This window comes from Paracoccus saliphilus, assembly GCF_028553805.1.
Classification (GTDB): Bacteria; Pseudomonadota; Alphaproteobacteria; order Rhodobacterales; family Rhodobacteraceae; genus Paracoccus; species Paracoccus saliphilus.
In genome coordinates this window covers 523,228-548,743 of the sequence record NZ_CP067140.1, presented here as the reverse complement: position 1 = coordinate 548,743, position 25,516 = coordinate 523,228, and the positions used below count along the sequence as shown (strand labels likewise).

At 59.9% G+C, this 25,516-nt stretch carries 20 protein-coding genes, 1 tRNA gene and 1 pseudogene; 12 read left to right on the top strand and 10 right to left on the bottom strand.

The genetic code is table 11. The features are described 5' to 3' along the window. Nucleotides 1–39: 39 nt before the first annotated feature. Together JHX88_RS02550 and JHX88_RS02545 are read right to left on the bottom strand one after the other, a co-directional pair. Complete coding sequence (locus JHX88_RS02550) at nt 40–276, bottom strand: Lrp/AsnC family transcriptional regulator (protein WP_076522658.1); 237 nt, start codon at nt 274–276, stop codon at nt 40–42. Between the two features lie 33 nt (nt 277–309). Further along, a complete protein-coding gene (locus tag JHX88_RS02545) occupies nt 310–1,683 on the bottom strand; it encodes an MATE family efflux transporter (protein WP_076522657.1) in 1,374 nt (457 codons plus the stop codon). A 535-nt stretch (nt 1,684–2,218) separates the two neighbouring features. On the opposite strand from JHX88_RS02545, the gene JHX88_RS02540 reads away from it, so the two are divergent. Next, nucleotides 2,219–3,991, top strand: a complete 1,773-nt coding sequence (locus JHX88_RS02540; protein ID WP_272848166.1) for a Hint domain-containing protein — start codon at nt 2,219–2,221, stop codon at nt 3,989–3,991. Nucleotides 3,992–4,151: 160 nt separating this feature from the next. Then, nucleotides 4,152–4,957: pseudogene (locus tag JHX88_RS02535) on the top strand (transposase). Between the two features lie 240 nt (nt 4,958–5,197). Here JHX88_RS02535 and JHX88_RS02530 read toward each other — a convergent pair. Further along, a tRNA-Arg gene (locus tag JHX88_RS02530) sits at nt 5,198–5,274 on the bottom strand. A 74-nt stretch (nt 5,275–5,348) separates the two neighbouring features. Further along, nucleotides 5,349–6,770 carry a sensor histidine kinase gene (locus tag JHX88_RS02525; protein WP_076522656.1) on the bottom strand — a complete coding sequence of 474 codons (1,422 nt, stop codon included), beginning with the start codon at nt 6,768–6,770 and terminating at the stop codon, nt 5,349–5,351. Between the two features lie 265 nt (nt 6,771–7,035). Here JHX88_RS02525 and rpmH point away from each other — a divergent pair, with 265 nt between their 5' ends. The 10 genes from rpmH (at nt 7,036) to JHX88_RS02475 (ending at nt 15,177) form a co-directional block, all read left to right on the top strand. Continuing rightward, nucleotides 7,036–7,170, top strand: coding sequence for a 50S ribosomal protein L34 (rpmH, locus tag JHX88_RS02520; RefSeq protein ID WP_028725980.1), 135 nt, complete (start codon nt 7,036–7,038; stop codon nt 7,168–7,170). A gap of 94 nt (nt 7,171–7,264) precedes the next feature. Beyond that, nucleotides 7,265–7,636 carry a ribonuclease P protein component gene (gene rnpA, locus JHX88_RS02515; RefSeq protein WP_076522655.1) on the top strand — a complete coding sequence of 124 codons (372 nt, stop codon included), beginning with the start codon at nt 7,265–7,267 and terminating at the stop codon, nt 7,634–7,636. Further along, the gene (gene yidD / locus JHX88_RS02510) at nt 7,633–7,890 is read left to right on the top strand and encodes a membrane protein insertion efficiency factor YidD (RefSeq protein WP_076522654.1); all 258 of its coding nucleotides are present in this window, start codon (nt 7,633–7,635) and stop codon (nt 7,888–7,890) included. Before rnpA ends, yidD begins: the two co-directional genes overlap by 4 nt. 23 nt (nt 7,891–7,913) lie before the next feature. Continuing rightward, nucleotides 7,914–8,789 (top strand): tRNA 2-thiocytidine(32) synthetase TtcA, encoded by an 876-nt coding sequence (ttcA, locus tag JHX88_RS02505; RefSeq protein ID WP_076522653.1) that lies wholly within the window; start codon nt 7,914–7,916, stop codon nt 8,787–8,789. A gap of 61 nt (nt 8,790–8,850) precedes the next feature. Next, entirely contained in the window at nt 8,851–10,152 is a 1,302-nt protein-coding gene (locus JHX88_RS02500; RefSeq protein ID WP_141225727.1) for an EAL domain-containing protein, read from the top strand. Nucleotides 10,153–10,328: 176 nt separating this feature from the next. Then, nucleotides 10,329–12,185 (top strand): membrane protein insertase YidC, encoded by a 1,857-nt coding sequence (yidC, locus tag JHX88_RS02495; protein ID WP_076522651.1) that lies wholly within the window; start codon nt 10,329–10,331, stop codon nt 12,183–12,185. Then, a complete protein-coding gene (locus JHX88_RS02490) occupies nt 12,182–12,943 on the top strand; it encodes an MOSC domain-containing protein (RefSeq protein ID WP_076522650.1) in 762 nt (253 codons plus the stop codon). Before yidC ends, JHX88_RS02490 begins: the two co-directional genes overlap by 4 nt. Then, nucleotides 12,940–13,590 (top strand): ribosome biogenesis GTP-binding protein YihA/YsxC, encoded by a 651-nt coding sequence (yihA, locus tag JHX88_RS02485; protein ID WP_076522649.1) that lies wholly within the window; start codon nt 12,940–12,942, stop codon nt 13,588–13,590. Before JHX88_RS02490 ends, yihA begins: the two co-directional genes overlap by 4 nt. 61 nt (nt 13,591–13,651) lie before the next feature. Further along, nucleotides 13,652–14,551, top strand: a complete 900-nt coding sequence (gene argB / locus JHX88_RS02480; RefSeq protein ID WP_076522648.1) for an acetylglutamate kinase — start codon at nt 13,652–13,654, stop codon at nt 14,549–14,551. Nucleotides 14,552–14,658: 107 nt separating this feature from the next. Next, nucleotides 14,659–15,177 carry a SixA phosphatase family protein gene (locus JHX88_RS02475; protein WP_076522647.1) on the top strand — a complete coding sequence of 173 codons (519 nt, stop codon included), beginning with the start codon at nt 14,659–14,661 and terminating at the stop codon, nt 15,175–15,177. A gap of 14 nt (nt 15,178–15,191) precedes the next feature. Here JHX88_RS02475 and JHX88_RS02470 read toward each other — a convergent pair whose 3' ends face one another. The 6 genes from JHX88_RS02470 to tssK are packed head-to-tail and all read right to left on the bottom strand — an operon-like array spanning nt 15,192 to nt 25,409. Further along, nucleotides 15,192–17,330: a serine/threonine-protein kinase gene (locus tag JHX88_RS02470; protein ID WP_084202748.1), complete on the bottom strand. Its 2,139-nt coding sequence runs from the start codon at nt 17,328–17,330 to the stop codon at nt 15,192–15,194. Continuing rightward, nucleotides 17,305–18,069: a PP2C family protein-serine/threonine phosphatase gene (locus tag JHX88_RS02465; protein ID WP_076522646.1), complete on the bottom strand. Its 765-nt coding sequence runs from the start codon at nt 18,067–18,069 to the stop codon at nt 17,305–17,307. The genes JHX88_RS02470 and JHX88_RS02465 overlap by 26 nt, the downstream gene beginning before the upstream one ends. Then, nucleotides 18,066–18,761 (bottom strand): type VI secretion system-associated protein TagF, encoded by a 696-nt coding sequence (tagF, locus tag JHX88_RS02460; RefSeq protein WP_076522645.1) that lies wholly within the window; start codon nt 18,759–18,761, stop codon nt 18,066–18,068. Before tagF ends, JHX88_RS02465 begins: the two co-directional genes overlap by 4 nt. Beyond that, nucleotides 18,740–22,384 carry a type VI secretion system membrane subunit TssM gene (gene tssM / locus JHX88_RS02455; protein WP_084202746.1) on the bottom strand — a complete coding sequence of 1,215 codons (3,645 nt, stop codon included), beginning with the start codon at nt 22,382–22,384 and terminating at the stop codon, nt 18,740–18,742. The genes tagF and tssM overlap by 22 nt, the downstream gene beginning before the upstream one ends. After that, nucleotides 22,381–24,075 (bottom strand): type VI secretion system protein TssL, long form, encoded by a 1,695-nt coding sequence (gene tssL / locus JHX88_RS02450; RefSeq protein WP_076522644.1) that lies wholly within the window; start codon nt 24,073–24,075, stop codon nt 22,381–22,383. The genes tssM and tssL overlap by 4 nt, the downstream gene beginning before the upstream one ends. Further along, nucleotides 24,075–25,409 carry a type VI secretion system baseplate subunit TssK gene (tssK, locus tag JHX88_RS02445; RefSeq protein WP_076522643.1) on the bottom strand — a complete coding sequence of 445 codons (1,335 nt, stop codon included), beginning with the start codon at nt 25,407–25,409 and terminating at the stop codon, nt 24,075–24,077. Before tssK ends, tssL begins: the two co-directional genes overlap by 1 nt. Between the last annotated feature and the right edge of the window lie 107 nt (nt 25,410–25,516).

Here is a 25,516-nt window from a genome sequence, read left to right as displayed (position 1 = left end):
GTCACCAAGACTCGTCCATTTCGGTCCAGCTCGCAAGCGTCAGAAGGCGCGAAAGGTCATCGTTGTCAGCGTGCGGCTGATATGGGGGATATCGAACAGACGCTCGGACAAGTAGCGGCCGACATCCTCTTCTTCGGGGATATAGACCTTTGCCATCAGATCGTAATCTCCCGAGGTCGAGTAAAGCTCGCTGACAAGTTCGCGGTCATAGATGGCCTCGGCGACCTCATAGGTCTTGCCGGGCTCGCAGCGGAACTGAACGAATACGGGACGCATGGCTGACCTCCTGATGATCGATGCGGACGCAGGTTAGACTGCGGATTGCGTACGGGTCCAGTCCCCCTGAGCATGGCCGCGCCAGAAGCGCAGCAGCAACAGGACGGCAGCACAGGACAGGCCGAAGACAAGCCCCAACCAAAGCCCCGGCGCGCCGATGCCCACGACAAAGGCCAACCCATAGGCGACCGGCATCCCGATCACCCAATAGCTGAAACCGGCGATCAACATCGGCACCCGCGTATCGTGCACCCCACGCAACAATCCCAATGCCACCACCTGCAAAGCATCGGTGAACTGGAACAGGGCGGCATAGAATAACAGCCCGGCCCCGATCGCAATAATGGCAGGCGCCTGTGGATCGGCCGGGTCGAGATAGAAGCTGACCAGCGTTTCGGGGAAGATCAGGTAGATGGCGATGGCCAGCACCGCAACACTCATCGACAGCGTCGTTACGGTCACCGCCGCATCGCGCATCCAAACCCGGTCACCGCGTCCCTTGGCCTGCCCGATCCGCACCGTGGCGGCATTGGACAGGCCCAGATGCGCCATGAAGGTGATCGAGGTGACCTGCAATGCGATCCCGTGCGCCGCCAATTGCGGTGTGCCAATCCAGCCCACCATGATATTGGTCGCCACGAACAGCCCACCCTCGGCCAGCATGGTCAGGCCGATGGGCCAGCCAAGCCGGGCCACCGCGAAAAATGCCTGCCAGTCGGGACGCCAGAAACGCTGGAACAGATGATATTTCCGCGCCAGAGGTAACCAAGCTGCATAGCCCACCAGCATGACGAGCTGTGCCGTCAGCACGGTCAGCGTCGCGATGGCGGCCCCTTGCACCCCAAGCTCGGGAGATCCGAGATTACCGAAGATCAGCACCCAGTTCAGCGCAACATTCATGGGCAGCCCGGCAAGCGTGACCCACATCACCACCTGCGTCCGCTCGAGCGCAGCCAGATAGGAATTCAGCGTCAGCCCGGCAAGCATCGGCAGCAATCCCCAACCGGCAATCCGGAGATAATCCTGCGCCATGGCCGAGATTGCGGACGTTTGCCCCAGTGCCAGGAGGATCGGCTCGGCAAACCACATCAGCGGCATGCAAGCCAGCGAGAACAGTCCCGACAACCACAGGGCCATGCGGGCGGCACGGCGCACCTCGGGTTCGTCCCCGCGGGCGATGGCGGTGGCGATCAGCCCCATCACACCGGTTCCGAATCCCATTCCGAGGAAAAACAGGATGATAAAGAAAGAGGTCGCGATGACCAGCGCGGCCAGTTCCTCGACCCCATACCAGCCCATCATCACAGTATCGCTGACCTCGATGGCCATGCGTGCCAGGTGACTGCCGATCAACGGCAGTCCAAGCGACAGCGTCGCGGTAATATGCGGGCGATAACGGGCATGCATTCCACCGCCATAACCGGACGCGAAGAAGCAGGCAATCAGGGAGATTGCGCTTCGTGCAAAAAGCTGCCCGCTGCTATTTGAAGGAGGAAGTCAAATGGCAGGCCCGGGACGTTTCGAACGCCTCCCCGATTCGTAGCCTAAGAAATATCGATATGTACCAACGCTGATTGAAGTGACAGGCGGCATGAATGTTGCCGCCTGTTCGACAGCGCGACTGAATTATTAGACAGCATTTCAAATCCTCGGAGCACCCTCTCCCCGAAGTATCTTAAACCGCGCGCCCATTATTCAGGAAAGAACGCGAGAGCAGCCTTTGGTCGCTTCCCGTCGTGATCTTACGTATTCGGCAATGACGGGCAACCGAGAGCCGCCGCAGCTTCCGTCGATAGCGCCACCCTTGACGGGAAGAAAACAGCTAGATCTCCGCCATAGGATTAATGTATCGTATACCAAGGTGGTTCGCTGCCGATTTTATGCCGCTGGTGGCAATGCCCTCACTAGCGGCGTTTTTTCGATATGAGGGAGATTGAGAATTATGGCTGTTAGCAAGACAACCGGCGGCACAACCACCGAATATGCCTCTGATGAGGAGACCCACACCGGAAATGTTGTTGGCGATGGGACAGACGAAAGCTTCATCGTAGATGCCAACAGCACGGTAACTGGTGCACTGCTTACAAGCGTAGGCAACGATTCGGTGCTCTTGGATTCCGGCGGCACTATTGATCTTTACATCAACGCTGCGGGGCAAGCCGCGCAAAGCAATACAGTTGAAATATACAACAATACTGTAACCGGCATTACCCCGCAGCAGACCACGCTCGGGCAATATGTGATTTCCGGTGGCGGTGACGACACCATTATCATCGACGGGTCCGGCTATACCGGCACCGAGGAATACGCGATCTCGGTCGGCGAGTCTCTAGCCTCAGGGACAGCTGTCGCCGGGGGAGCCGGTAACGACAGCATTACCATAACAGACGGCGTCATTCTGGGTCAGGGTATCGACCATGGATTAGGATCGGATACTGTATCCGTCGGTCCTGACGTGATGGTCGATGGCAACATCCAAGCTGGCGGCGACAATCTTGACGATCTGATTACGGTCGCTGAGGGCGCAACGGTCACCGGAACGATACTGCTGAACAGCGGAAACGACACCATCGACCTTGCCGGTGAGATTGGCAGTGGCCTGACCTCCAACCAGATCTCAGCGGGCGCCGGCGATAACGATATTACAATCGCCTCGTCCGCGGTGGTGGATACCGGGCGGATCAACATGGGGACGGGAACGACGGGTTCCACGCTGACTATCGAAGATGGCGCCCAGACGACACTGAATAATGGGGGCTTTACCGGCGGCGCCATTCAGGCAGGCGGGCTGGACGATACGATCTATCTCGGCGGAACCTACGACAGTGATTGGGCTCTCGATATAAACACCGGGACCGGTTCGGATAACGTCATACTTGGCTCTGATTTCTCGGCCATCAATACCGGTGCGAATTCGGTTTTCGAAATCGCTGGCCAGGGTAACTCCCTGACGACCGAGACTGATACGCTGGATATCGGCGCCATTTCCGGACGAATTGTCAGCCATGATATCGATCCCGACAATGCGGAAAACGGAACCATCACGCTGGATGACGGCTCGGTTATACAGTATACGGAAATCGAGGAGCTAGTCGTTTGCTTCGCGGGCGGAACGATGCTCGAAACGGCTTCTGGGCCTGTTCCTGTCGAAGAGTTGCAGGTGGATGATATGGTCCATACGCGCGACAATGGTTTGCAGCCGATACGGTGGATAGGATCGCGGAAACTGTCCATGGCGGGACTACAGGCATCACCCAACCTTCGTCCAATCCGGATTCAGGCCGGAGCGATCGGGAAAGACATTCCTGAAAGCGATTTGACGGTATCGCCGCAACACCGGGTACTGGTACGTTCGAAAATCGCGCAGCGGATGTTTAGCACCGATGAGGTTCTGGTTGCGGCCAAGCATCTGCTGGAACTGAACGGTATCCAGATCGCTGAAGACGTCACGGAAGTGGAATATTTCCATATCCTTTTCGACCGGCACGAGGTGGTTTTCTCGAATGGCGCGGAAACTGAAAGTCTTCACACCGGGCCGCAAGCCCTGAAATCACTCAATGCAGCTGCGCGCGAAGAGATCTTCACACTTTTCCCCGAGTTACGGGAAAAATCGTCGGAAGATTGCCGCCCATCGGCAAGGATTCTGATCTCAGGCCGCCAAGGTAGAAAGCTCGCGATGCGGCACAATAAAAACAGCCGTGAGCTAGTGTTCTGAGCCTGGCGGTTGCTACCGATTTCCGCGGATTTCATCGAGCGCATGACTCTGTTGCACAAATCGGGTGAGGGGCTCATCTGTTGAATCCAGCGTGATAGCTGGCTGACATGAGCAGACCGACACCTACAAAACCAAGAACTGGTCAGCCTACAACGCCTCGCTGCGCAAGCGGGGCTCGCTGACGCCCGGTTCGATCCCGAGATGATCTGAGATACCGCGCCGACAGGACGACGAGGCCTAAAGTGATGCCGCCATCCAGGCCTGCCTGACGATGAAGGTGCTGATCGGCATGGCGTTGTGGCAGACGACCGGGTTCGTAGAGACCTTGCTTCACCTAGTTGGCCTCGATGGGACGGTGCCTGATTTCAGCACGTTATCTCGCCGCCAGAGGATTCTGGCCGTGAACATCCCGTATCGTGGCTGCAAGGACCCGCTTCACCTGCTGATCGACAACACCGGGAACCACATCGGCGATGCACCGGTCCTGCCCTATCTGCTCAGCCAGAACTCCGCGGATGAGGAGATCGGCAGCGTCACGGCAGACGGCGCCTACCACACGCGCAAATGCTGACCGCAGCGCCCCCCACGCCGTGATCCCGCCGCGCGAGAACGCTAAACCATGGAAGACCGTCGCCGATGGCGCCACGGCACGAAACGAAGTGCTACGGACCTTGAAATACCTGGGCCGAGCCCTGTGGCGACGATGGAGCGGATACCACCGCCGAAGCCGCGTCAAAACCAAGATGCATTGCGTGAAACTGTTGGGCTAGAGCCTCGTGGTGCGGGACTGCGATCGCCAGATTGCCGAGACCCAAGTCCGCATCGCCGTCCTGAACGGCTACACCGCGCTTAACACCCGTCACGGAAGCCGGGGGAAGGGGAAATCTCGGACAGCACACGATTTGTGCAACAGAGCCGGTGCAGCGTGTGCGTCGTCGCCATTGCGAGCCGCAAGCCGCGAGATGAGGAGGTGGCCGGTTCCAGCGGATGATGCTGCACCGTCAGAGGCAGAGGCGCAAAACCATACGCCTTGTCATGTCTGTCTATTGAGCCGTTCAAGCGCACACGGCTTTCTTTCCAAGGTTGCAAACATATCCAAGCTTAGGAAGGCACCCAGACCAAGACAATCGCCGTGAGAATGGCGCATCTGGGTCAGAAATCTGACGGAAAAGCCAAATATCTCTGACAGACGATAAGGAAGTTAAATGGCGGACCCGGGACGATTCGAACGCCCGACCCCCAGATTCGTAGTCTGGTGCTCTATCCAGCTGAGCTACGGGTCCGTTGTAGGAGGCTGATCTAGCGCTGCGCCCCAGGAGATGCAAGGGGGCATCCGTAAAAAAACCACTCCTTCCGATCAATGTGCTGTCGTGGCCTGGCCCGGCGACAGTACATTCATCCTGCGGGGAATACGGATCATGAATTCACTGCCTTCGGCGTCGCTGCGCAACAGCTCCAACCTGCCGCCATGACTGCGGACAAGATCGGCGGCGATCGTCAGGCCAAGGCCAGTGCCGCCCTTGCGGACACTGCCGGTAAAGGGCTGAAACAGGTATTCGCGCGCCTTGTCCGGCAAACCCGGTCCGTTGTCGCCGACACGAATCCACCACTCGCTGTCACTTTCGCCCGCGCCCAGTTCGATCATGCCCGGCTGCCCTGTCCCTTCGATCGCCTGCCGGGCATTCCGTGCAAGATTGGTCAGGACGCGATACAGTTGATCCCGATCCGCACGGATCGTCAGGCTCGCGGGAATATCGGTCAGGAACTCCACCTGACCGGCGGCCGTGGCCGCCAACGTCTCGGCCTCGATCACTTCGGCCGCAAGTTGAGCAAGATTGAAGCGGGTCAATGACGGCGCAGGCTCCTCGGCCTTGCCAAATGCCAATGTCGTCTCGCACAGGGTCACGGCACGCGTGATGGAGTTCAACAGCTTGGGCGCAGCGCGCTTGACCTTCGGATCGGCACTTTCTTCAAGACGGTCCGCAAAAATCTGTGCTGTCGTCAGGATGTTGCGAAGGTCATGGCTGATCTTGGCCACTGCCTGCCCCAGCTGCGCCATGCGCTCTTTCTGCTTCAGGGACGAGGTCACCGTCTTCTGCATCGCCGCCAATGCGGTTTCAGCCTCTCGCAACTCGCCCAAACGCGCGTCGGGCGTGATGATATGCCGCGGATCCTCGGGTGCATCGGCATAGGCGGACATGTTGGAGATCACGCGCCGGATCGGCACCAGGATCAAGCGTTGCGCAGCGAGGTTCAGAAGAATGGCCGTCAGGATCGAGAAGGCCGCCGACATCGCAAGCAACCGCAATCCGAATTCGATCATGGCAGTGCGAAGCGGTGCCGTCCGCATGGTGATCTCGATCAGCTGCCCGGCCTGGTTGACCGGCGCGCCGATCACCCGAATCACTTGATCTTCCGGCTCCCACAACGTGACGAGAGCGTCCATGATCGACTGCCAGGGTCGAGATTCACGCAGATCATAGGTGACTGCCACCGGTCCAGGGATCTGCGATGAAAGCACGAGCTGCCGAATATCGTCGCGCCGCAATACGACGTTGAACACTCCAGCATTTTGCAACAATTCCGATTCCAGATCGCTGGCCAAGGCGTCATCCGTCGCCAAAAGTGCGAGACTGGCGATCTGGGCACGCTCCAGCCGCGATTCGAGATAGTCCCGACGAAAACTGGCCAAGGCTGGCAGCAAAATGAATATCTCTGCCAGTATGACGAAAATGATCGTCAATGCAGCGAATCGGCCAGAGATCGTGTTCAGCTTCATTTCGTCCCGGATACTATGCGGTCAGCTTGGCACATATGCAGAACCGCGCGCGTTTTACACATCGAACGAAGTTTTTCGGCATTGAGTTCCCGGATATATTTTCGGGGACCGTGGCAGACTTACCGCAGGTAGACAGTTGACGTCGCATTCAGCCTGCACTATCCAGCGGGCTTCGAACAACCGGCGCGTCATCGTGCGGGGCCATGATGTATTGACTGCCCCGCTATAAACCGCCACCCGCAAGCTACGACCCGGAGACAGGAATATGAAGCGCACTTTTCAACCTTCGAACCTCGTTCGTGCGCGCCGTCACGGCTTTCGCGCCCGCATGGCCACCAAAGGTGGCCGTCGCGTGCTGAACGCCCGCCGCGCTAAAGGCCGCAAGCGCTTGTCGGCCTGATTGTATCCCGGTGGGAGTTTCCCGCCGGTGAAAGGCTTTGGACATGCCGCCCCTGCCCCATCCCTGCGCTGAGTATCGGCCACAGGATGAAGGCATGGCGGCATTTCGCGTGCGCAGCAACCCGCATAACGGCAAGATGCCCGAGATTCTGAAGAAGCGCGAGGATTTCGTCGCAGCCTCCAGGGGACGACGCCAGGGCACCGCAGGATTTCTTTTACAGGCACGTGACCGTGGGGACGACGCCCCACCACGAGTCGGCTTCACCTGCTCGAAAAAGATCGGAAACGCCGTCATGCGCAATCGGGCCAAGCGCCGATTGCGTGCCATCGCCCGTATGCGCCTGCCCGATGCCGCTCGACAAGGATGGGATTACGTTCTGGTTGGCCGTCCCGGTGTGACGATCAGCCGCCAGTTCGCAGATCTTTGCGACGATCTGTCGCATGCGTTGCGCAAGGTGCACCGATGAGCCCGCTGGCGCAACTTTTTGCCTTGCCGGTCCGGGCATACCGGTTGATTGCCTCCCCCTGGGTCGGGCATGGTTGCCGGTTTCAGCCAACCTGTTCGGCCTATGCCCTGGACGCCTTGAAACATCACGGCGCGATTCGCGGGGGTTGGCTGACGATCCGGCGTATTGCGCGTTGCCACCCCTGGGGCGGAGAGGGATTTGATCCCGTTCCGGGCGGTGGCGACCATCACTGCGATCATCGGCACGGGCGATAAGCTCTTTCAAAAAAGGCTCTGCAATGCTGGACAATAGCGACGACACGGAAATCCACCCTCTATTCGCGGGCGCCCCCTCGTCGACCGAGTTCCGCAAGCTGCGCAAACGCCTGATTCGCGAAACCCGCAGCGCAATCGAGGATTACGGCATGGTGCGCCCCGGCGATCGCTGGTTGGTCTGCCTGTCAGGCGGCAAGGACAGCTATACCCTGCTGGCTGTACTGCACGAGCTGAAATGGCGGGGGCTGCTGCCGGTCGATCTGCTTGCCTGCAATCTGGATCAAGGCCAGCCCGGTTTTCCGGCAACTGTCTTGCCGGAATTCCTATCGAAACGCGGCGTCGAGCATCGTATCGAGTATCAGGATACCTATTCCATCGTGACTGCAAAGGTTCCGCAGGGCCGCACCTACTGCGCGCTATGTTCGCGCTTGCGGCGCGGCAATCTCTACCGGATCGCACGGGAAGAGGGTTGTTCGGCCGTAGTGCTGGGCCATCATCGCGACGATATTCTGGAAACATTTTTCATGAACCTGTTTCATGGCGGTCGTCTGGCAACCATGCCCCCGAAATTGCTGAATGAAGATGGAGATCTGACTGTTCTCCGACCACTTGCCTATGTGGCCGAAGCGGATTGCGAGCGTTTTGCGAATGCGATGAGATACCCCATCATTCCCTGCGATCTGTGCGGCAGCCAAGAGGGATTGCAGCGCGTCCAGGTCAAGAAGATGCTGGATGAGTGGGAAACGCGAAGCCCCGGTCGCCGCCAGGTCATGTTCCGGGCGCTGATGAATGTGCGGCCCTCGCATATGCTGGATCCGAAACTGTTTGATTTCTTCGCGCTCTCTCCGAGCGATCCGGAAAACGGCACAGACAACCGGCATCACAATCCAACGCTTTAACGGAACGAAAAGCTTTCACCATTAAGACAGGTTCCCGTTAACTTTGAAGGGAACCGATATATTGGAACGTCTTGTCAGCACCGGATGGAACGCATTGTTCCAACTTGTCGCACGCCCCGAAATCGATCGGCGACCCGGCCGTCTTATCTTGCTATTGCGCCTAGAAAATATGCAGATTCTGACTGATCGTCTGGAGCAGGCCGGAATGTCGCATCTGCTGGAGCAGGAGATCATGAATCTCCGCGATGCGCTCCGCCCGCAAGATCCAGTCAAAATTGTGGCTCCAGGCCTGTTCGAGATAACGCTGCACTGTCGCTCGTGGGCAGCCGCCATGGTCGTCGCCAGGCGCGTACAGCAACATGGTCAGCAAAGACTGGCAGTCATGGGGCAAATGATCAAACCGGTGCTGACCGGTTTGCTGATACCCTATCCTCGGCTTTCCTTGATCAGCAAGACGAGATTGCTCAGGCAAGGTCAGAAGAAGATGGAAAGCATCGGGCCTGCCGAACTGGGCCGGATCATCCTGCTCAAATCACCCCGTGATCATTTGACCGACGAGTTGCCGGTTACCATCGCTGACGCGGTGAAGGCGGGGCAAATGATCGCCTACTTTCAGCCGAAGGTCTGCTGCCATTCGGGCCGAGTGACGGGTTTCGAGGCACTTACTCGCTGGCAACACCCGACCCAGGGCATTTTACCGCCTGCAAACTTCATGCCGGGAATGGCAGAAGCCGACCACAACGCCCTGACGGCAACGATGTTGCAGCATGTCCTGGATGCTCTGACATTCTGGGACAAATCCGGTTTTCACGTGGAAACTGCATCATTGAACATTTCAAATATCGAACTGGGCGATCCGGGATTTTCCGATGCAGTTCTGCAAGAGCTGGAAAAGCGCCAGATTGCGCCGCACAGGCTTGTGCTGGAGCTGTTGGAAAGCATGGGTCCGATCAATAGCGACCCCCTCGCGCACAAGAATTTGAAGCACTTGCTGGAGGCCGGTTGTCGTCTGGATTTGGATGATTTTGGAACAGGCTATGCAAGTCTGGACGCGATCCGCACCTTCGGTGCGCACCGCATCAAGATCGATCGAAGCTATGTCACCGGCTGCGATGTCGATGCCAACCAACAGAGGATGCTGTCAGCAATTCTTGCAATGGCAGAAAAACTGAGAATTGAAACTGTCGCAGAAGGGGTCGAGACGCAGCAAGAGCATGCCTATCTGGCCCAGCTTGGCTGCGATGAGCTGCAAGGCTATGCCATCGCCAAACCCATGCCTCTGGAGCAAACACTGGAGTTTCTGGCCCGGCACAACGAACAGGTGGATTCCCTGCCCGGCGCCACATCCGGAAATCTCTGTTGACTTCTTTCTCTCTCGAAGGCGGGCAGTTTCGACCTGCTCGCGACATCTTGACCATGCAAGCATGAAATTCCGTATGTTTTATTGGACAACAGAAGGCAAAATGGGCAAATCCGCTTGACCTTTGATGGCCCCTTCTGTTGAACCGGCGCGACTGACGCGATTACGGTGGTAACGGAATGCAAGACAATAACCGCAATCTGATCCTGGCGACAGTTCTGTCGTTCCTGGTGATCCTGGTCTGGTACACCGTCTTCGCACCCGAACCTCCGGTCGATCAGCAAGCTCAACAACCGGTTGCCGAACAACAGGATGCAGATGGCCTGGCTGTTCCCCCTGCCGCCCCTGAGGCAGGTGAAGCAACGACCGGTAATCTCAACGAAGAGCCTGAGGGTGCCAAAGCGGAACGTATCCAGATCGATTCGCCCTCGCTGGAAGGTTCGATTTCAATGGCTGGCGGTCGCATCGATGACCTGTCGCTGAAGGAATATCAAGAAACGCTGGACGACAATTCGCCTGATGTAAGGCTGCTGGCACCAGCCTCGGGGACTGCCGATCCTTCGATCGATACGACCGGATCAAAGCCCTATTATGCCGTCTATGGCTGGACACCCGGTGCGGGCGTCGATCCTTCACTCGTCCCCTCCCACTCCACGATCTGGAGCTTGGAGTCCGGCGACACCCTCGCCCCGGGCAGCCCCGTCACGCTGGCTTGGGATAACGGCGCGGGCCAGGTTTTCCGCCGCACCTTCGAGTTGGACGAAAACTATCTCTTCACTGTCTCGCAAAGCGTCGAGAATAACGGCAACGCCGCGTTCAGCGCCGCTCCCTATGGCATCATCGCCCGCCACGGCAAACCTGACACCACGAACTTCTTCATCCTGCATGAAGGGGCCGTCGGCATGCAGGACGGCAAATTGTTCGAGATGGGCTATAAGGACATGGTCGATCTGGACCCGGTCGAACGCGAAGGGCGCGCAGATGTCGTGACGGTCAATGAAAACGGTTGGATCGGCTTCACGGACAAATACTGGATGACAACGCTGGCTCCGGCCCCCGGCGAGACATTCACCTCGGTCGTCAAATATGCCGAAAACGGCGACATCTATCAGACCCAGGCCCGTTATCCGATGCAGACGGTCCAGCCTGGCGGTGAGTGGTCATCGCAAAGCTATCTGTTCGCCGGCGCCAAGGTCTGGGAGATCATCAAGGGCTATCAGGAAACCCCCGGCATCGATCGCTTCGTCGATTCGATTGACTGGGGCTGGTTCTACTTCCTGACCAAGCCAATCTTCCAGCTTCTCCACTGGCTGCACGGCTTCATCGGCAACATGGGCTGGTCGATCATCGCGCTGACCTTCATCCTCAAGCTGCTAGTCTTCCCGCTGGCCCGCAAATCCTACATCTCGATGGCCAAGATGAAGGAATTGCAGCCCCAGATGGAAGCGCTGAAGGAACGCACCGGCGACGATCGGATGAAGTTCCAGAAAGAGGTGATGGAGCTTTACAAGAGCCAGAAGGTGAACCCTGCGGCAGGCTGTTTACCGGTCTTGTTGCAGATCCCGATCTTCTTCTCGCTTTACAAGGTGATCTTCGTTACCATCGAGATGCGTCATGCGCCTTGGTTCGGCTGGATTCGCGACCTTTCCGCGCCCGATCCCTCCAGCCTGCTGAACCTGTTCGGCCTGCTGCCCTATGCGGCCCCTGCGCAAGGAACCATGCTGCATTCGCTATCGCTCCCGATTCTGGCAATCTTGCTGGGCGTAAGCATGTGGATGCAGCAAAAGCTGAACCCGGCTCCCACTGATCCGGCGCAGAAGATGATCTTTGCCTGGATGCCTTGGGTCTTCATGTTCATGCTGGGGGGCTTTGCCTCGGGACTGGTTATCTACTGGATCACCAACAACACCATCACGATCCTGCAGCAATATTCGATCATGTCGATGCATGGACACCGCCCCGACCTGTTCGGCAATATCAAGTCCTCACTGCCAAAACGGCCGCGCAAGGCGTCAAAAGACGGCAACGGTAAATGACTGCGCGTCTGGCCCATATCCGCCGCCATCCGATCAAGTCGATCGGCGGCGAAGGGCTGGACCGTATCACCCTGCAAGCCTCTCGCCGGCTGCCCGGAGATCGCGAATGGGCGGTGCTGACCGAATCGGGAGAGCGCAATGCCCGCGGCAGCGAAACGGATGGCGAACCGGACCGCTGGCTGCCAAAATCCTGCTTTCTTCGCGGAGTCGCCTCGGCCTCTCTGCAGGCGATCAGCGGTGGCTGGCAAGACGGGCGTATTGCACTGCGTCAGCCCACACGCCCCGACCTGACCTTCGATCCGGCAACCGAGGCCGATCGCCTGATCGACTGGCTGCGCTCGCTCTGGCCCCCCGATGCGCCCGCCCCCACGCGGCTGGTCAAGGGTGCCGCGATCTGGACCGATGTCAAATGGCCGTGGATCTCGATCCTGTCGCTGGACAGCCTTGCCGCTTTGGAGGCCCGGGTCGGCAAGAACCTGGGCATCGCCCGCTGGCGCGGCAATCTCTGGGTCGAGGGGTGGGAGCCCTTTGCCGAACGCGACATGATCGGCCAGATTATCCGTATCGGCGAGGTCGAACTGCGCATCACCGAACAGATCGGCCGCTGCGACGCAACCAGCGCAGATACACAAAGCGGCGAGCGTGATCTCGACATGATCGAAACGCTGGATCAGCTTTATGGGGCGACCGATTTCGGCATTTATGCTGAGGTGATCACCGGCGGAGACATCGCCATTGGAAACAAGGTCAGCGCATGAAGGTTGCCTTTCCCGTCGCACCGGAAGCCGAAGCCGAACAGGCAGAAGCCGCCCGCCTGCTTTTCGCTGGCCCGGTCGAGTTCCTCAAAGGCGTCGTGGCGATGGACGGGCTACCCCCCGCAGATCGCCCGGAAATATGCTTTGCCGGACGCAGCAATGTGGGCAAATCCAGCCTGATAAACGCATTGACGGGACGCAAGGGGATTGCCCGAGCCTCGAACACGCCAGGCCGGACCCAAGAGATCAACTATTTCACCCTTGGCGATCACAGCTACCTGGTGGACCTGCCGGGTTACGGTTTCGCCAAGGCGCCCGTCGCCGTCGTCGCCAAGTGGCAATCGCTGCTCAAATCCTATCTGGCGGGTCGCCCGACCCTGCGCCGCGCCTTTTGCCTCATCGATTCGCGTCACGGTATCAAGCCGGTGGATCATGAGATCATGACGCTTCTCGACCGCTCAGCCGTGCCCTTTCAGGTGGTATTGACCAAGGCCGACAAGCTGGGGCCGAACGCGATCAAGCCGGTGCTGGAACAGGTCGAAACCGAACTGCAGAAACATCCCGCTGCCTTTCCACAACTGGTCGTGACCTCATCCGACAAGGGGCAGGGAATCGAGACGTTGCGCGCGATCATCGCGGCTCTGGACTGATCGCTTCGCCCGCCTTAGGGTCACCGCGTTGCATAGGGGCCCAAGGATGAGAAAGCAGAAAATGAACCGGGACTGGATAGCCACCGCTCGCACTCTTTCAGAAGCCCTGCCCTATTTGCAGCGCTATTCTGGTGCAGTCGTCGTGGTCAAATTCGGCGGCAATGCTATGGGTGACGACAAGGCGATGGAGGAATTCGCCCGCGACATCGTGTTGATGAAACAGGTCGGTATGCATCCGGTTGTCTGCCATGGCGGCGGTCCAATGATCAATCATTTGCTGGGCAAGCTGGGCATTGAAAGCCGCTTTGTCCGCGGCAAGCGCGTCACCACCAAGGAAATCGTCGAAGTCGTCGAAATGGTGCTGTCGGGCCTGGTCAACAAGCGCATCGTGCAGGCGATCAACGATGCGGGCGGGCGCGCGGTCGGCATCTCGGGCAAGGATGACGACATGATGGTCTGCGAGGCGGACGATCCCGAGCTGGGCTTTGTCGGCCGCCCTGTCGAGATGAATGTGCAGATCATCCGCGATCTCTCCGGCGCCGGAATGATCCCGGTCATCGCGCCGGTCGCGACCGGGATGGAAGATAACGAGACCTTCAACGTCAACGGCGACACCGCAGCGGGGGCTATCGCGGGGGCCTTGATGGCCGATCGCCTGTTGCTTCTGACCGATGTGGCGGGCGTCAAGGATTCCTCTGGGGAGGTAGTCACGCAACTGACACCCGATCAGGCGCACGCCATGATCGCCGATGGGCAAATCTCCGGCGGCATGATCCCGAAAACCGAAACCGCCCTGAAAGCCATCGAGGAGGGTGTGCGCGCTGTTGTCATCCTGGACGGGCGCAGACCGAATGCCTGCCTGCTCGAGCTATTCACCGAGGACGGGGCTGGCAGTATCATCCGCTCGACCGAGCCGCGGGTCAAACCGCGCGGGTTGCGACAGGGTGAAGGCGGCCTCTGAGTTCATCCGCTCTCTGTAAGGGAAGATTACCCAGAGTGCTTGCCCGAATGGCAAAAGCTGTGGCAGGCTGCCTGAACGACTGGCATGGCATATGAGGCAGTTCCCACATGACTCCGCTTGGATACCGACGACTGATCCTGACCCGCCACGCCAAATCGGCTTGGGAAGACCCCGCACTCGCGGATCACGACCGACCACTAAATGACCGTGGCCGCCGTTCGGCGCTTGCTTTGGGCGACTGGCTGGCCAGTCGGGACTACGAACCTGAAGAGGTTCTCTGCTCTTCCTCTCTCCGCACCCGGGAAACATGGGAGGCAGTCGCGAGCGCTACCCTGGAAGTTCGCCCGCTCATCCGTATGGAACCCGGTCTCTACCATGCCAGCCCGGAAAAAATGCTGACCATTCTTCGCACCGCCAGCCATCAGACGGTGATGATGTTGGGGCACAATCCCGGCATCTCGGAGTTCGCGGCCATGCTACCCGCACGCGCACCGCTCGAACCGGAATTCCGCCGCTATCCCACCGCCGCGACACTGGTCGTCGATTTCCAGATCGATAGCTGGTCAGAGGTTGCGCCGGGACAGGGAAGCGTGATGGATTTCGTGCGGTTCGACGGTCGATATTGACAGGCGATCCAAGATCAGGGCGCATCCGGTTCCGGTGAGTTTTCCTGGGGTTCTTCCGGTGTCTCATCTCGCAGCGCCAAAACGCTCACCGCCGGATTTTCACCATTTGCGCGCAATTCATCCAGAACACGCGGCAAAAGCTCGGTCGCGGGCGCACCAGATGGGGCTGCAGCAACCGCCGTTATCGGCGCTTCGGTCGTCAATGCGACGAGCAGGAATGATGCTACATCCTGATTGCCACCCGTTGCCGCCGCGGAAATGCTGACACCGAAACTGCGGCCATCCGTTGTCTCTTTGCTTTGGCCGGTCAGATCATAGATTCCGCCACTCGGGGACACGAGAAACAGCCACAGGTTTCGTCCCGCATCCGGCCTGACCTTTCCCACCAGTTGAAAACCGGACTCGGCAGATCTGATACCGCCCGTCAATTCAGGCGGCGCGGCAGGACGTCCCGAAACCTCGCCCAAGAAATTCAATGTCGAGCAATGATCGGCGGCGACACGTGTTTCCACCACGGCAGGACGAACGCCAAACGCTTCCTCGTAGGCATCCACCAGTTCCGGCGATGCGAGATCGGACGTACCGAGAACCGAGATCATCCCGGCATTCGGTCCCGAGGCAATCCGATCGGCAAACCTGCAATCAGGCAGTGGCTGACTGGCCAGAAACCCTTCGCGCGTCGTGGAATCGCGGGCAACCAGATCCCGGGGTTTTTCCATCTCTGCCTCGACAACCTGTGGCGCCTCGTCAGCAGCATCGCGCGTCATCCACCATGTCCCCGCCCCGGCCACGATGGCAGCGACAGTCAGAGCAGCACCGATGGGTAGAATCCGGCCACCTTTTCTTGGCTTGACCGATTGACCAGCGGGCGTCTCCCGCCTGGCCGAATAGGCTCCCGGTACCACGGCAAACGGACTGTCGGAATCCGTCTTGGTCGGCTCTCCGGTCAGGGATGGAAAGCTTCCGGCGGTGCCTTCTTCCTGTTCCCCCGACTTGGCGGCGGACCATAATGGCAGACGGTACTGGGCGGGAAGCATTGTCGGATCGTTGAGCATCCGCAACACCGCCCCCATGTTCTCGGGACGCCGCTGCGGGTCGGGTTCAAGCATATGCTGTAGCAGCGGGAATAGCCGGTGAGACATCCCGGACATATCCGGAATCGCTTGCCGGGCAGCCGAGGCGGAAACGACCGAATCGCCCATATCGAGCGGCTTGCCCCTTGCGACCATGGCCATCAAAAGCGCGAGCCCATAGACATCCGTGCGAGAACCAATCTCACCGCCGGCATGCCCCAGTTGTTCTGGAGCTATATATTTGAATTTTCCTGCGAAACGCCCTGCCAATCCGTCACCCAGCTCGGTCGAGCGGGCAATACCGAAATCGATCAGCACGGCTTCGTCGATATGATCGTCCCGCAGGATCACGTTATCGGGCGAAAGATCGCGATGGGTGATACCACGCGCATGGGCGCGATCCAGACCACGGGCGATGCGCCGCATCAACGTGATTGCCGCGTCATCCGGCAGCGGCCCATCCTCTTTGACGCGCGCGCCCAGGTGGCGGCCTTCAACGAACTCCATGATCAGGCAGTAGCGCCCCAACCCGCCATCGAGGACAAAGTTGTGGTAGCGCACAATGGCTTCGTCGCGAAGCTGCACCAAGAGCCGCGCCTCGCGCCTGAACAGGTCAAGCACGGCCTCGTCCCGTGCCAGATTGGGAAGAATTACCTTCACCGCAACAGGATCGCCGGTAAAGACATTCTCGGCGCGGTAGACCTCTCCCATCCCGCCTGCACTTACCAATGACAGGATACGGTAATTGTTGTTGATCAGCGTGCCCGGTTCGACCAGCCGAACCTCTCCTCCCTGCGCTTCGGGTTGTTCGCCGATTACGGTCGGTTCGGGAGCTTGCGGAGGAACTGAAACCTGCGGCTCTTCCTCCGAGATCACCGTTTCGTTCGAACCCGCCTCTGACGGGGGGGAAGATTCATCTGCAAACACGGTCCTGTCATCCGCCGAAGCGCCGCTTTCGGATGCTTCGGCAGGTTTTGCCGGACTGTCTGACGACTCACCTTCCGGCGAGGGCGGATCGGTCTTGCGAGAAGGATCGTCCTCGTCGGCCATCACGTCATTCGTCCTGTTCCAGGAAAGCATCCCGTGCTTCGCAATCCACCACGATCACGCTGACATTGTCCCTCGCGCCGCGTTGCAGGGTGATCGCGATCAGCTCTTCTGCCGTTTCCGTTGCCGATTGCGGTTCCGACAGGATCGTGGCCAACTCGGCATCCTCCAAGTGCTCGGTCAGTCCATCCGAACACAAAAGCAACCGGTCCCCCGGCTTGACCACCCCGCTGACGGTTTCCGGACGTGGTTCAGAGCCGATCCCGATAGCACGCGTAATGACATTCCGGCCGGGTGCCACGCGCGCCTCCTCCTCGGTCATCACGCCGGAGGCGACCATCTGGGCGATCTCGCTATGGTCCCGGGTCAGCGGCGTCAGCGTGCCATCACGCAGCAAATATATCCGGCTGTCACCGGCCCAGACACAGCTTAACTCGGTTTCGTGGATCAACAGGGCAGCAATAGTCGTCCCGGCAGTCCCCAGATCGTTGTCATGAGCATGTTCGGAAATGCGGTGATGCGCACGGTCAAGGCGTTCCATCATTCGGGCGCGCTGATCCTGCGCGCTGACCGAGACCCCGAGCGAGCCAAGCTCTTCGACGATCAGCGCGCTGGCAACATCGCCCGCGGAATGCCCCCCCATGCCATCGGCGACTGCCCATAACCCAAGCTCGGGGAAAGAGGCGATGCTGTCCTCGTTATGCGACCTGACGCGGCCCTTGTCAGTCAACGCCCCAACATCAAATGAGAACAGTCGATTTGCCTCGTTCATGCCACATCCTCCCCTCCGCCAGCTCCGCCGGTTTGTTGACCGCCCGCGATCAGCCAGCCAAGCTCGGCCAATCCGGGCCAGCCCTGACAGGCCAGCACCCCCGAGGGCCGGTCAGCATCGCCCGCAAACCACCAATAGCTACGTGCAGCGCTCGCATGCGCATGATCGGCAGCCTGCAAATTCGTTAGCAGCGATGCCGGGTCCAATTGCGGATTGAGCGCCCAGAATGTCGGCCAAGCGGCGCTTTCGGACGCTGCCGCGGGCAGTTCGGCCTGCAGCCTTTCAACCATCGTGCGAGGCTCGAACGCCTCGCTGTCGTGTAACCTGGCCAACGCAGCCGCCGCTGCCTCATAGAATGACGGCGCCGGCTCCAGGATCGGAGCCATACCACCGGATTGCGCGACGATGAGTGGGAAGCGCCGCCCTGCCTTGTCACGCGATGGCGCCCAGACCCCGCGTAAAGCATCGCCTGCGAGCAATGCCGGGCCTATCCAGAAACCCAACCGCGGCGAGTGATCGAACAGGCTCTGCCAAGCGTCGCCTGCCCAGCCCCGCCATTCACCAAGCACCGACTGCATCCAGTCGCCAAGTGGCTTCAACGAGTCGTCCGGCAACCCTACAGCGATGAAATCACCGAAGCCGGGATGTTTGCCATAGATACCTGCGGCGTTCAGTCGATGCTCTGCGGACATTCAAACTCACGGAGTTCAGGCATGGTGAATGGATTGGCCAGCGCGTTGATGGTGAAGTCATAGGTGATATTGCGTCCGTCCAGCATGAAGGTCGCGCGCAGCGTGTCGCCACGCTGCTCCTTGTAGCTGGCAGCGTTCAGAAACTCGATGAAGGTCCATGAGCTGCCTTCGAAGCGCATCACCGAATTGCGTGATAGCGGGGGCGACAACTGCAGAATGGTCGATTTCCCCGATCCCGGCCAGACCACCGTCCGCGGCAACGATCCGGTTGCCGTCTGCACGACCGTATCGTTGATTGCCAATGCAGCGCTTTCGACGGTCGGATGGGCATCGACCTGCGCCACCGTGATCTCGACCGAAGGCTCGGTGCCACCACCCGCGAAAAAGGCGCGGCGAATTCGCTCGGCCCGCTCGAACTGCGTGAGCGCATTGGCCGAAAGGCGACTGGTGATTTCCTTGTCCTCTCGCCATTTCAAGCCGTTATCACCCCGCTCGACATAGGGCTCCAGAAACTCGGTATAATATTTGTCCATCTCGCCCCCCGGCCCGAAGAAACGAGAGAAATTGGCGATGGACAAGCTGCGCGAGGAATCCGCGAAGGGATAGGACGAAGCGATCACATCGCGGCAATAGAAGGTTACCCGGTCAGTCAACTCGCGATTCATCGTCTCGATGCTGGCATCCGACGCACCAGAACGGAAGTCGCTTTCCGCGCGGTCAACCATTCGTGCCAACGCCCCGGGAAGCTGGGAATTATACTGCGTCAGCGTGTTCAGCAATGTAGGCAGTGCTGCGGCGGCCTGGTCGGGATTATGTTCCGCATTTCGCAGATTCTCCCAGACTGCACCCATGTTCCCCAAAAGCGTATCGATAGGCCGTTGTCCGGTTTCGCCTTCGACAAGCAATTGCCAATTCTCGAAGGCCTTCGAAATTGCCTCGATCGGGGCGGTCACGCTGTTGCTTTCGCCCGATCCGCCGCCACCGCCGCCAACCTGGTTCTGGACCTTGCCACCCTGTTGGGCCGCTGCATCCAGCAAGATGCGTTGCACCCCGCTGGAGCGCGACCGGACACGCGCGCCCATCTGTTCGCCAATCGCTCCGGCAACACCCTCGCCTTCGGCATTGCCCCCCTCTCCTTCACCGGACAGGGCCTCGAGATCGGCACCTTCGAGTTGTTCATATTCGCGGCTGAGGCCGGTCTCGGTCGCAACGGACTTGACTAGTTGCAAAATGGGAGAAGCCTGAGCGGACGCAGCAGTGCCGAGCGCGGTATAGCTTGGCTTGTCCGCCACCATCGAATTGAGCGTCAGATTGTCCAGAACACCGTTCCATGCCGTGATGAATTCGGCCCGGTAACGTTCCAAAAGGTCGCGGTCCAGCCGCGCCAGACGGTTCTCGATTTCGGTGGAATTGCCCAGATCGCCCAAGACCCATTGATCGCGACGCAGATCCTCGCCAACAACGTCGAGCTGATCGTAGAAGTAGGACCAGAACCCTTCATAGGTATAAAGCCCCGGAATGGTCAGCGTTGCCAGATCCTGCCCGTCCCTGGTGGTAAAGACCTGTGCGGCCGTATTGCCGCCCGCAGCGTCCTGAAGGCGCCACTCGCTCAGGCCGGCTGCAATCGCGCCGTCCTTGATTAGGGCATAGGCCTGCTCGTCCAGAGGCAGTTGCGCGATGGCGGCACGGGCACGCTCGACCGTCGTCTGATCCAGATCGACCAGCAGGTTGCGGCTGTCATCCAAGGAGAGCATTGCCGTCAGATGCGTCTTCAACTGATCTATGAGCTCAAGCCCGGTGCGGCCCGGATATTCCTGCCGCCACGATTGATCGAACCATGACAGGATCGCGGCATCGTCCGTTGTCTCTCCCTGCTTGCCCAGCAGCAGGTAAACTTTCAACGCGCGGTAGATTTCAGTCATCTCACCCGAAGCGATGATCTGCGGCATCCGGGTTTCCAGGTCGAGGATAAGCCGCGGGCGCAGCATCCGTTCCAATGCCTGGGCATAGCTTTCTGTGGCGACACGGTTCAGGCGGTCGCGCTGACCGAGGCCAAGCCCCTCCCAGAAACTGGGGTCCTGGCTATCGCCATAACCGGCGGGCATCGAGGACAGATCGTTCAGCAAAGGCACAACGGGACGCAGATCGGTATCGTCGATCACATCGCGCGACAATTCCTCCTGCGCAGCCATCGCATAGGCCTTGGTTTCGGCCTCGGCGGTGCGAACAAGCTGCAGGTTCTTCCAATAGCTATAGCCCAACGCGGCCGCACCGCCCAATGTAACCACTGCGACTGCCGACAGGGCGGCGATACGGATCGCGAATGCACGCCGCACGGCCTTGAGATCATGTGACACCCAACCCTGTTCCGGGAAAATCACCCGGCGCAGCAGGTCATGGATGAAAAAGCTCTTGCCCCGCCCGGACATGAAGGCTGCCTGAAAACCCATCGGCGCATCCTGAGGCTGGATCGCCCCCAGAACCTGGTCGACCGGCGTGCCCTCTTGCGTGCCCGAGGTGAAATAGAACCCCCGCAGGATGGCATTGGTCTTGTAGCGCGTGGGTTCGAACACCTTGCGCAGGAAACCCGCGACATTGTCGCGCAAGAGCGCCATCTGACCAGGCAGGCCAAAGATCGCGATGCGCGCCACGCCATCGGGCTCCTCGGACAACCGATCGATGATCTCGTCCGACAGCCGCGACACCAGACGGTCGAATTCAGCGGGCACCGCCTCATGCGTGATCGCCTTGCGGTCCTTGTTCTGGAAGGTCACGCCCCAGACCAGCTTGCGACGATTCAGGCTGAAACTGGCGAAATATTCACGAAACCCTGCGATCAGATCGGCCTTGGTGAACATCACATAGACCGGAAAATCGATCTTGAGCTGCTCATGCAACTCGGCCAGGCGGGCCCGGACGATCTCGGCGTGGTGAGCCAGTGATGATGCATCCTCGCGCATCATGTCCTCGACCGAGAAGGACAGGATCACGCCATTGATGGGACGGTTCGGGCGAGTGCGTTTCAGCAGATCGAGGAAGGAGTCCCAACTCGCCTTGTCCGCCACGGAGTCGCTGTCCTGCGTGGTATAGCGCCCCGCCGTATCGATCAGCACCGCCTCTTCAGCGAACCAGAAATCCATGTTCCGAGTGCCGCCGAAGCCCGACACCGCCTGGTCATGGGCCAGCGGAAAATCCAGACCGGAATTGGCCAGCGCCGTCGTCTTGCCCGCACCGGGAGGGCCGATGATGACATACCATGGCAGATCGTAAAGCGAGGACGCACCGCCAGATTTCTTCAGAACCGCCAGCGCTTCCTGCATTTTCTCGGCAAGGACCTTGCCGTCCCCTTCAGGTTCGGGCGGAACCAGTGCCTCTTCGATCTCGCGCGCGGCGCGGACACGGCGACGCCAGCGGATGAACAGGATCAGGAAGAACACGAACAGGATCGTGCCGATGATCGTCAGCCGCAGCCACAGGGTCGCCAAGGGCGCCCAGCCCGTCATCGGGCCGCCGATCCAGATGGCAGCACAGAGGACGACGATCCCGAGGATCGTTACCGTCCAGCGCCACCACGCATGTTTATGCCAGCGCGGAAAGCGGATGTTCAGACCAAGCAGTCTCAATTCTGCGCCTCCGTCTCGGCGTTTTCTTCCGGTGCGACTTCTGCTTCGCCATCGGAGACAGCGCTGTCATAGGTGCCTTCACGCGCCAACATGATCTCGACCCGGCGATTCTCGGATCGACCTTCGGGCGTCGCGTTGTCGGCGACCGGTTCATCTGCGCCGCGCCCCTCGACCGTCACGCGGTCCGAGTCGGACAGCAGCGGTTCCAATACCGCCGCCACCCCTTCGGCACGTGCGGTGGAAAGCTGATAATTGTCCTTGAACCTGCCACGCCCCGACATCGGTACGTTGTCGGTATGCCCTTCGACCAGAATCGGCCCGGTTTCACCGTTCAGTACCTCGGCTATACGGTCAGCAAGTTCCGCGAAGCCGGGTTTCACCTCGACCGCGCCGGTATCGAAAAGCTGCAGGTTACCTACCCGGATGGCGATGTAATCCCCCTTGGCCTCGACCTTGATCAGACCGTCGGAGATTTCATCCGAGAAGGCCGAACGGATGCGGTCGAGTTGCGGAATCTCGGCCACGTAGGCGGTAGCGGCAGCAGTCCGGTCGACCTGGATGATCGGCACTCCATGATGAAGCCCGCGCATCGTTTCGGCCGCTTCTGCTCCGTCGCGATTGATCAATGTGGCGAAGACCGCGAATATGGCGACCACTGCCGCCGCCGAAATACCCATCACCGCCGGAATCGGAATAGCACCGAAGCGTCGTCCGCGCCCCTGTATCACGGCCCCCCACATGACCGAGATATCCTCATCCGGTCGTGGATGAACGCGGCGCAGGCTTTCATAGATGGCACTGCGGATACGGGCCAGTTCGGCCGCACCATTGGGCGCAGTACGGAACTGTCCCTCGAAACCAAGCGAGAGGCAGACCAGCATCAACTCTAGAAGGTTAAATTGCTGGGCAGGCGCCTGCATGGCTTTCTCGGCCTCTTGAAAGAAACCAACGCCCGAGTCGCGCTTGTGAAAGAACCGCGCAACCATCGAATATTGCTGCCAGTCGCCGCGAGCGCTACCCGGCAGGTTCTGCACGATATCATCCGCAGTCCCCGATAGCGCATATTTCGCCACCAGCGCCTCGTGCGGGCTTACCCCCGCCGCCAGCGCATTCCGCTCGAAGCGATCGATCTCGCGGGTCACATGCTCCATCAGCGGAGCGACCTGCAATTCGACCAGCCCGGTCCGCAGACGCCCCAGAAGGATCAACAGGCTGGCTGCAGAGGCCAGCAATGGATTGGCGGAAGATGCCGCACCCAGGTCGCGGACGTTCAACGCCTCGTGCAGAGCGATCCGTGGTGCCTGTTGGGCAGGCTGCTGTTGGCTGGGTTGGGCGATATCCGGAAAGAACCCGCGTGAATCCGGGCCCGCCGCCCGACCTATCTGCGAGGGATCGGCGCTCGGCGCCGGAGGAGGAGCTGGACGGCCCAGCCAGGTTTGTCCGCCTTGAGCCGGCCCCCCAAAAGGCGAGGCGTTCGGCCCGCTTTCACCAAAGGGTGAGGCCGAAGCCGGTTGTGGTTGATCGAAGGGTGACGCCCCCTGCCCGGGCCGCTTCTGCGCAGGACGGCCCCAGGCATCGCTTGCCGGTGGCTGCTGCCCCTTCGGGGACGGGCCGGGACGCTGACCAAATGGCGTGCCGCCGGGCACAGGCCCGCCGAATACCGTTTTGTCATCATCGTCATCGCCAGCCATCACGACCTCTCGGGTACGGCCCACAGCTCCAATTTGAGATGCGGCCAGTCACCGGCAAAATGCATCCCGATCGCGGGTGCCGTCGAAAATTCACGCCACAGGGGCGAGTTCTTTTCGAGCCGGAAGTAAACATTCGAGGACAGGACCCGGATCTGCCGGGGCGGATTGGGCAGATGCTGCAGCCCGATGCCCGGCAGGTTGTTGTTCACGATCTCGGACATCCGGGTGTTGGGACCGACCTTGCAAAGCTCGGGGAACTGGCGTTGCACCTCTGTCAGGGGCTTGGCGCTTTCGACCTCGATCACGAAGCTCGCCTCGCGGAACAGGTTCCGGTCGCGAACCTCTGCCAGATAGGAATTCTGCCGCACCTCGCGAAGCGGCAAGCGGATCGCCCGGCCCACATCGCGGGACAGCAACCGCTGGATATCTGCCACGATCTGCGAGAATGCCTCTTTCGGATCGTCGTGATCATAGGGCGGGTAATCCGGCGCGTGGCGGTTGCCGCTGTCGAAGGTCGCCAATTCTCCGGCCAGTGCAACCAACTCGCGATAAAGTGCCTCGGGATGGACAGCAAAGGTACGCGACATATGCCGCAATACGCCGATCTGACGGTTCAACGCCATCAGCATGAGGTAATCGCTGGCCTGCAGACCGCCACCGGCCGAAGGATCGGTTGCATAGCGCGCGAGACTTTCCAGCCGAGCCTCGATCCAGCCGATCACACGGGTGAGATAGCCTAGAATTTGCGGATGCGCCCCGATCACCAGGGAAGGGGGTGGAAAGGTCTCGTCCAGGGTCACGACCCCGTCACGCACCTCGGTGATCCGGGCCAGTCGTATATTCTGATAACCAGGGCGCGGGGTCTTGCGAATGGCAAGCTCCAAGCGGGGAACGGCCAGTTCCAGCACCTGTTCGGTCCGCATGGACGAGGCCGAATCGCTGACGGTCTCGGTCACGATACCCCAACGGGTCGTGGCCCCTTCGTCGTCATAGGGTGCCGTGTCGCGCATGTTCGGCGAACTGTCGGGCAGGGTCAGCCAGACGAATAGTCCCGCCGCGTCGTCAGGCACAGGCACTGCAACCGGCAGCGGCGCAGTATCGGGCGCATCGAATGGTGTCCCGTCAGGCATGATGCCCGATACCGCACGTAGCGAAATCATACCCTGCTGAGCCTGATCCCGGTCCACGACCAGTTCACCCACCCCCCATGGATACGGCGTTATAAGCCGGGTGCGTGCATGGATCAGGTGCTCGTGATAGCGGTCCGCTTGCTGCAAATGCTGGGGCTGCATGAACAGCCCCTCTTTCCAGGCGACCTTGCTGAACCAGGACATGCGGGTTTGGCCCCCAATCTCTTATCGAATGCGACGAGATACCCGAAAAGCATTCCACCAGCCGGGCATCACTCTGTTAATGCGGCAAGACTAAGCAAGTGAGCCGC

What these genes read in the sequence shown, in the direction of transcription:
- JHX88_RS02465 (WP_076522646.1), bottom strand. Translation starts at nt 18,069, where the DNA reads ATGAACGAGGCAAATCGACTGTTCTCATTTGATGTTGGGGCGTTGACT.
- yidD (WP_076522654.1), top strand. Translation starts at nt 7,633, where the DNA reads ATGAGCCCGCTGGCGCAACTTTTTGCCTTGCCGGTCCGGGCATACCGG.
- JHX88_RS02470 (WP_084202748.1), bottom strand. Translation starts at nt 17,330, where the DNA reads ATGCTTTCCTGGAACAGGACGAATGACGTGATGGCCGACGAGGACGAT.
- tagF (WP_076522645.1), bottom strand. Translation starts at nt 18,761, where the DNA reads ATGTCCGCAGAGCATCGACTGAACGCCGCAGGTATCTATGGCAAACAT.
- ttcA (WP_076522653.1), top strand. Translation starts at nt 7,914, where the DNA reads ATGCTGGACAATAGCGACGACACGGAAATCCACCCTCTATTCGCGGGC.
- tssK (WP_076522643.1), bottom strand. Translation starts at nt 25,409, where the DNA reads ATGTCCTGGTTCAGCAAGGTCGCCTGGAAAGAGGGGCTGTTCATGCAG.
- tssL (WP_076522644.1), bottom strand. Translation starts at nt 24,075, where the DNA reads ATGGCTGGCGATGACGATGATGACAAAACGGTATTCGGCGGGCCTGTG.
- rpmH (WP_028725980.1), top strand. Translation starts at nt 7,036, where the DNA reads ATGAAGCGCACTTTTCAACCTTCGAACCTCGTTCGTGCGCGCCGTCAC.
- yihA (WP_076522649.1), top strand. Translation starts at nt 12,940, where the DNA reads ATGAAGGTTGCCTTTCCCGTCGCACCGGAAGCCGAAGCCGAACAGGCA.
- JHX88_RS02540 (WP_272848166.1), top strand. Translation starts at nt 2,219, where the DNA reads ATGGCTGTTAGCAAGACAACCGGCGGCACAACCACCGAATATGCCTCT.
- argB (WP_076522648.1), top strand. Translation starts at nt 13,652, where the DNA reads ATGAACCGGGACTGGATAGCCACCGCTCGCACTCTTTCAGAAGCCCTG.
- yidC (WP_076522651.1), top strand. Translation starts at nt 10,329, where the DNA reads ATGCAAGACAATAACCGCAATCTGATCCTGGCGACAGTTCTGTCGTTC.
- JHX88_RS02545 (WP_076522657.1), bottom strand. Translation starts at nt 1,683, where the DNA reads ATGCATGCCCGTTATCGCCCGCATATTACCGCGACGCTGTCGCTTGGA.
- JHX88_RS02490 (WP_076522650.1), top strand. Translation starts at nt 12,182, where the DNA reads ATGACTGCGCGTCTGGCCCATATCCGCCGCCATCCGATCAAGTCGATC.
- JHX88_RS02475 (WP_076522647.1), top strand. Translation starts at nt 14,659, where the DNA reads ATGACTCCGCTTGGATACCGACGACTGATCCTGACCCGCCACGCCAAA.
- JHX88_RS02550 (WP_076522658.1), bottom strand. Translation starts at nt 276, where the DNA reads ATGCGTCCCGTATTCGTTCAGTTCCGCTGCGAGCCCGGCAAGACCTAT.
- rnpA (WP_076522655.1), top strand. Translation starts at nt 7,265, where the DNA reads ATGGCGGCATTTCGCGTGCGCAGCAACCCGCATAACGGCAAGATGCCC.
- JHX88_RS02525 (WP_076522656.1), bottom strand. Translation starts at nt 6,770, where the DNA reads ATGAAGCTGAACACGATCTCTGGCCGATTCGCTGCATTGACGATCATT.